This window comes from Mesorhizobium sp. M1A.F.Ca.IN.020.04.1.1, assembly GCF_003997315.1.
Taxonomy (GTDB): domain Bacteria; phylum Pseudomonadota; class Alphaproteobacteria; order Rhizobiales; family Rhizobiaceae; genus Mesorhizobium.
Genome location: NZ_RZSN01000258.1, coordinates 1 through 5,535, shown reverse-complemented (window position 1 = coordinate 5,535; position 5,535 = coordinate 1). Strand labels below are relative to the sequence as shown.

The 5,535-nt window shown below is 58.6% G+C and carries 2 protein-coding genes and 2 pseudogenes; 2 read left to right on the top strand and 2 right to left on the bottom strand.

Annotated elements, in window-relative coordinates; genetic code table 11:
• Positions 1-236: pseudogene (locus EOA49_RS33185) on the bottom strand (hypothetical protein); the annotation flags it as partial.
• 886 nt (positions 237-1,122) lie between these two features.
• Here EOA49_RS33185 and EOA49_RS29740 point away from each other — a divergent pair.
• Positions 1,123-1,986, top strand: coding sequence for a hypothetical protein (locus EOA49_RS29740; RefSeq protein WP_127241859.1), 864 nt, complete (start codon positions 1,123-1,125; stop codon positions 1,984-1,986).
• 538 nt (positions 1,987-2,524) lie between these two features.
• Complete coding sequence (locus EOA49_RS29735; protein WP_127241858.1) at positions 2,525-3,529, top strand: ATP-grasp domain-containing protein; 1,005 nt, start codon at positions 2,525-2,527, stop codon at positions 3,527-3,529.
• A gap of 549 nt (positions 3,530-4,078) precedes the next feature.
• Here the strand turns inward: EOA49_RS29735 and EOA49_RS29730 are convergent.
• Positions 4,079-5,087 (bottom strand): annotated as a pseudogene (locus tag EOA49_RS29730) (IS110 family transposase).
• Positions 5,088-5,535 lie beyond the last annotated feature (448 nt).

Here is a 5,535-nt window from a genome sequence, read left to right as displayed (position 1 = left end):
GTAATGCCAGCAATGTCATACCTCACGCTTAACCGGGAACATTCGCGGATCAGCGCATCAAGATTGCCTGAATCGACTTGGATTGCCTCAAGCTTTTCGGCCGCAAGATAATCGTATTGAGTTGGGTGGGCCGACAGGGTAATTGGACGAAGACCAAGACGCTGAGCCGCTTGGACGTACCGCAGGCCTGTATCCCTTGGATGGCCTTCAATCAGGATGAGCGCTCTCTGTTCCATTGGCGATGACCTCCATTGCGTGCTGTGCGGCGGTCTCAGCGTAAACAGGCTTCAGCTTTGTAGCCGTGCGACCCCGGACACGTACTAAGTACCAGCGTCAGCGACCTGCAGTCGCAAAGGTTCTGTAAATTTGTTTGAAGGACCTGTTACACGACTGAATTGGTGGGTTTCTCGGTGGTGTCGCGGCATAGCAGGGCGCCAAGCCCTCGAGCCTGAGCTCGAACCGCGACCGGGACCCCCAATTCCGTCACGTGGATCGGCGCTCCCCATTTTCAGGTGGATCGCAATAGAGCACATGAGCTGACAGAGCGCTTGGTGATGTGTGCTTCACGTGTTTTTTACCGGTTGGGCGTCCGGAATAAGGGGACAGTCTCCTCGATTGCTTCTTCGACCAGCAGGTTTGTGGTATTTGACCGGCTAGGTGCTAAACCGCTGGGCGAGATCGACGCGCGTCGGTACACAGATCGCGCCGTTCGTGAATCCATATGGGTTCGGTCGGCAAATCCATCAGTGATTGTCGGGTCTGTCGCATACCAGTCACGGTGGAGTGCTGCGTGGCTATCAGCTGCACTCTCACTTAAAGCTTTGATCATTAGGCAAAACATCTTTTTGCTGTGGCCCTTTTGCGCAGTTGGCACGACCTTTGAAGCTCAATTGTCGCGAGGCGGCAGGGCTGCCGACCGATCTTCATGCCGTGGGACACCTCGCGTCCCTCGAGGAAAGAAGGAAAACAGATGTCAGATCAGTGCCAGAACGCATTCCGTGGGAAGGCGGGGATCGGCAAATCCACGGCTGCTAGAGTTCGCTCGCTGCTCCTGTCCGCCTTAGGCAGAACCATCTTATTCATTGGCTGCGACCCCGAGGCCAGAGGTCAGTGAGGTGGACAATGGCGGCAGCAGATGCAAAGCGCGGCAGCATTCAGGGAACCAAGCATGATTTTACGGGAGCGTACAACCGCACTTGGCCGCATGCCTATTTTCGCGCGCATCTGGCCCTAGATTATGTGATTTCAGATCGGGCTAAGCCGGTCTTCGAAGGGATATTCGCCAAGTACCGACGCGTTCGAAAAAAGACTAAGCTGAAAATCGTGGACGTCGGTTGTTCCTATGGCATAAACGCTGCGCTACTTCGCACGGACCTCGATCTCGATGATCTGTATGCTGCCTACCTGAAATCCGGAGGATCGCTCTCGGGCCGACAGGAGATCGAGCATCGCGCTTTCTTTCGAGATCGTGGTCTCCGCGATGACATCCAGTTCATCGGCGTGGACCCCTCATTCCGGGCTGTTAAATATGCGCAGAGCATGGGCCTGCTGGAGTCTGGCATCCCGGCAGATTTGGAATCCCGCGATTTGAGCGTTAAGGAACGCTGCGCCCTCGTCGAATCAGACATCATCATCAGCACAGGCTGTGTGGGCTACGCCACCGAGCGAACGTTTGCACGCGTCTATGACGCCTCGGCGACCTCACGCCCGTGGGTCGTCGCCTTCGCAATGCACCCCTTCAGTTACGATAAGATCGCCACGGCTCTTGAGGGCTTCGGGTTGGAAACCAAACTGGCAGCCCAGTTCAGACAGCGCCAGCGCCGCTTCTCCACACGGGCGGAACGGCGGGCAATCCTGAAGGGTATGAGAAAACTCGGTATGGAAGATCACCTAGAGCGCACGACCGGCTATATTTACGCGTCCTGCTACATCTCCGCGCCGCCGGGCGAAGCTGACCTGCGCGCCCATTCGGGTGATCCATGTTGAACGTTAGGGCATGCCTGGTCTTGAGCTACGGTGGCGGGCGAAGCTGATCCATGTGCGCAGACAAGTCGACGAGACGGGAGCGAGCGGCGCATCGACCCAATGGCTCTCGACATGTGCAGGGCGCTGATTCGACACAAGACACGCCGTACACGGGGCATGAGTCTGCCGCGTTTGGTAGCTGTAGCCAACATCTACGCCATGCTCCGATACGGACAGCATCGTTACTAACTCGCAATAGCGAGTTGCATTGTCGCGCAGCAGTCCGACTTGGCGTGAGAGGCGAAGCTGATCATTCAGAATTCAAATTGTCGGGTCCACTCACGTCGGGTTGAAGACGTCCATGTTCGCAAGCCGACACGCTGAGGTAAGTATTCCGCCGCTGCTACGCTAACCACATGCGTTCCAGTCTAGTCAGCACAACCTCTTCGTGGCACGCCGATTGCAGGGAGACGGTTGAGACACAGGGTCCCGGCAAGCTGTTCACCTCGATCGGAGAATCCGAGCGACGTATAGCGGGCAACCATCAAAGGAGTGGATTATGCGAGTAGCAGTCGTGTGGAATCATGATCATACGGGCGTGATCAACCGGTTCGGTAACCCTTGTCAGGAAGAATACGGTCGCAAGATGCTCGAAAACATCGTGGGGGCGCTGCAAGGGAGAGGCCACGAGACGCTGCTGTGCGAAGGGGACAAAGGGCTGCTCGCTACGCTCGAGCGGTTCATGCCACCCGATCCGCAAGCCCGGCCCTCCGGAATGGTCTTCAACATGGCCGCTGGAATCCAAGGCGATTCTCGTCTCACCCACGTTCCAGCCATGCTCGAGATGGCCGGCGTCCCGTACACTGGATCGAGCCCGCTCGGGCATGGGCTGGCGCTTGACAAGGTTATTACCAAAAGGCTCATTCGCGATCGCGGTGTCCCAACTCCGAACTTCCGCGTGATGCGACGCGGCACCGAGAGTACTGGCGACCTGCGATACCCAGTGGTAGTGAAGCCGCGACACGAATCCCTCAGCTGCGGATTGCAGCTCGTACATGAACCTGCACAGTTGCGGCAAGCCGTGGAAGTGATCGTCACGCAATATGCACAGGATGCCCTCGTGGAAGAATACATCGACGGGCGGGAAATATACGTCGCGCTACTCGGAAACAAAGAACCGGAGGTGTTGCCTCTAGTGGAGCAGGACTTCGGCGACCGCGAATCGCGAATTGTGAGTTGGGAAGACAAGCAGCACATGGCAGTCGCGGCGCCGCAGGCTATCTGCCCGGCGCGGATCGATAGTAAGCTTGCGACGGCCCTGCGGGATATTTCGGTTGCGGCCTTTCGTGCCTGCCAATGCCGGGACTACGCCCGCGTTGACCTCCGGATCGACCGTTCCGGCCGGCCGTTTGTCCTGGAGATCAACTCCATGCCGGCGCTCGGGACGAACAGCTTTTATCCCCTGGTCGCGAGGGCCGCCGGATATAGCTTCTCAAGCTTAATCAATCGCATGCTCGATGTTGCCTACACGCGGTATTTCGGAGTCGGTATTCCCCAAAGCTGACGCACGTCGATTCTCCACCTGGATACTGCCGCGTCTGCCATTGAGCAGCTACACTCGGGATCGTGCCAACTGGTACGGCCGGCATGAAGGACCAGTGGACTTGGGGACCAAACCGGCACGGGCGGTCCGACTGACCGCCCGCCCACTGCCCGGGCACAGGCGCCGATGGCGAAGGCGACATATACAAGCCGGCGCAGGTCGCCACATGCTCAAATCGGACCCCACACTATGTTCGGCGTCGTCGCCTGCGCCACAACAGTGGCAGAGGCGATCCGCCGAGCAATACAACATAGTCATGTCTGGACGGCGCCCGCCGATCAAGGGTTTGTTTTCGGCAATGGGACGTTCGCGGGTGCGGTCATGTCTCCGGCCTGTTGTTGCAGTACTGTGACCGCTGGCCCTGATGGTGTCCGCTGATCCATTGGCCTGATCAAGAGAACGAGCTCGAAGCTCCGACTACGTTGCAGGCTTCGGGATATGTCCTCGTCTGTTCCCATCACGGTCATTGTCACCCTCGATTCTGGACCGCGGCCTCAGCCGTTTTTTCCGTTACGCCGGCGTGGCGGCATAGCGTGCGTCATTACGCATGAGCGCGAAGGCGAGCGGGCGAGCTTGTTGGCGGTCGCCACGGCGACAAGCTTGAACGGCTTGGTCTCTAATCGCTGCAACGTTTGCGATGGAAGAGGACCGCGTGAGCGCAGACAACGAGCAGCTTGCGCAGATACCGGTTTCCCATCTTGGAAACTCGCCCCAGGCCGCTCCTTGCCGCCTGATGAACTTTGCCGGGGCATTAGCCCGAGGAAGGCCGCGAACACACTCGGGCCCGAGAAGGCGGACATATCCTGGATACTTGCGGCAAGCGCAGAGGCGGTGACGGACCGATGCCAGGAACGCTCATCAGACGGCGCGCGGTCCCATCGGCTCTGGCGAGAGCCAGAATGGCCTGATCGCTTTGTCCGATCTCATGATCGAGTTCGTTCAGCCGACGCACGACAGGCAAAAGCGCGGAGCGTACGATCGCCGGGATCATGTCGTTGCTTTCCATGATGAGAACCGCCAGAGCACGAGCATTGTTCGGTGCCTGCGCGGCGATGATCCCGATCTCGGCCAGATGGCTGCGCAGGGCATTGAGCAGTTGCGTACGCTGTGCCACCAAAAGTTCGCGCACCTTATGGTGCATGAGCGCAGCCTGGTTCTCGACCGATCGCACCGGTACAAAGCGCATGGAGGGCCGGGTCACTGCCTCGCAGATGGCCGCTGCATCAGCGGCGTCGTTCTTCTGGCGACGCACGTAGGCTTTCACATACGCTGGCGGCATCAGCCGCACGTCATGGCCAAAACTTGCCAGTTCGCGAGCCCAATGATGAGCCGTGCCGCATGCTTCCATGCCGATCAGGCACGACGGTAGACGCTCGAAGAATGCCAGCACATCTTTGCGCCGCAGCGCACGAGACATGACGACACGGCCGGCAGCGTCGACAGCGTGGAGCTGGAAGACATGCTTGGCCAGATCGAGGCCGACGGTGGCAGCATTGAGTTCGATGTCAGTCTTTTCCATGGACGGTGCTCCTTCAGATGAGTGCTCGACAGCAGCCATCTTGGCACGCCTCTCACGAGAATGATGCAGTTGCGGGCGCCGTCCACCCCATCAGCGAGCGTGAGGAGTTTGTGCCTCCGAATTGTTCGGAAACCGGCACACCAGGGTACAAGTATTCCGCTGACGTGCGAAGCACATGCAGTTGCCCCTTCTCGTACACAACGTTTTAGGTGGCACGCGGATTGCATGGGAGATGGTACACTCGGCCGAACCGACCTGTCGAAGCCGGACTGGCGTTAGCAAAGCACGCCTCCCGCGGTGGGCAAAACAGCCGAAGCCCTGTCGCGAAACAAGCGGATATATTGGAGTATCTCAGTGCGGGCCATATCTGAACTCGCCGAGTTCGTTAGCAGCTACCCAGGAAGTGCACTGCCTGCGGCGACACGGCGTACAATCTCGTTGCTCATAT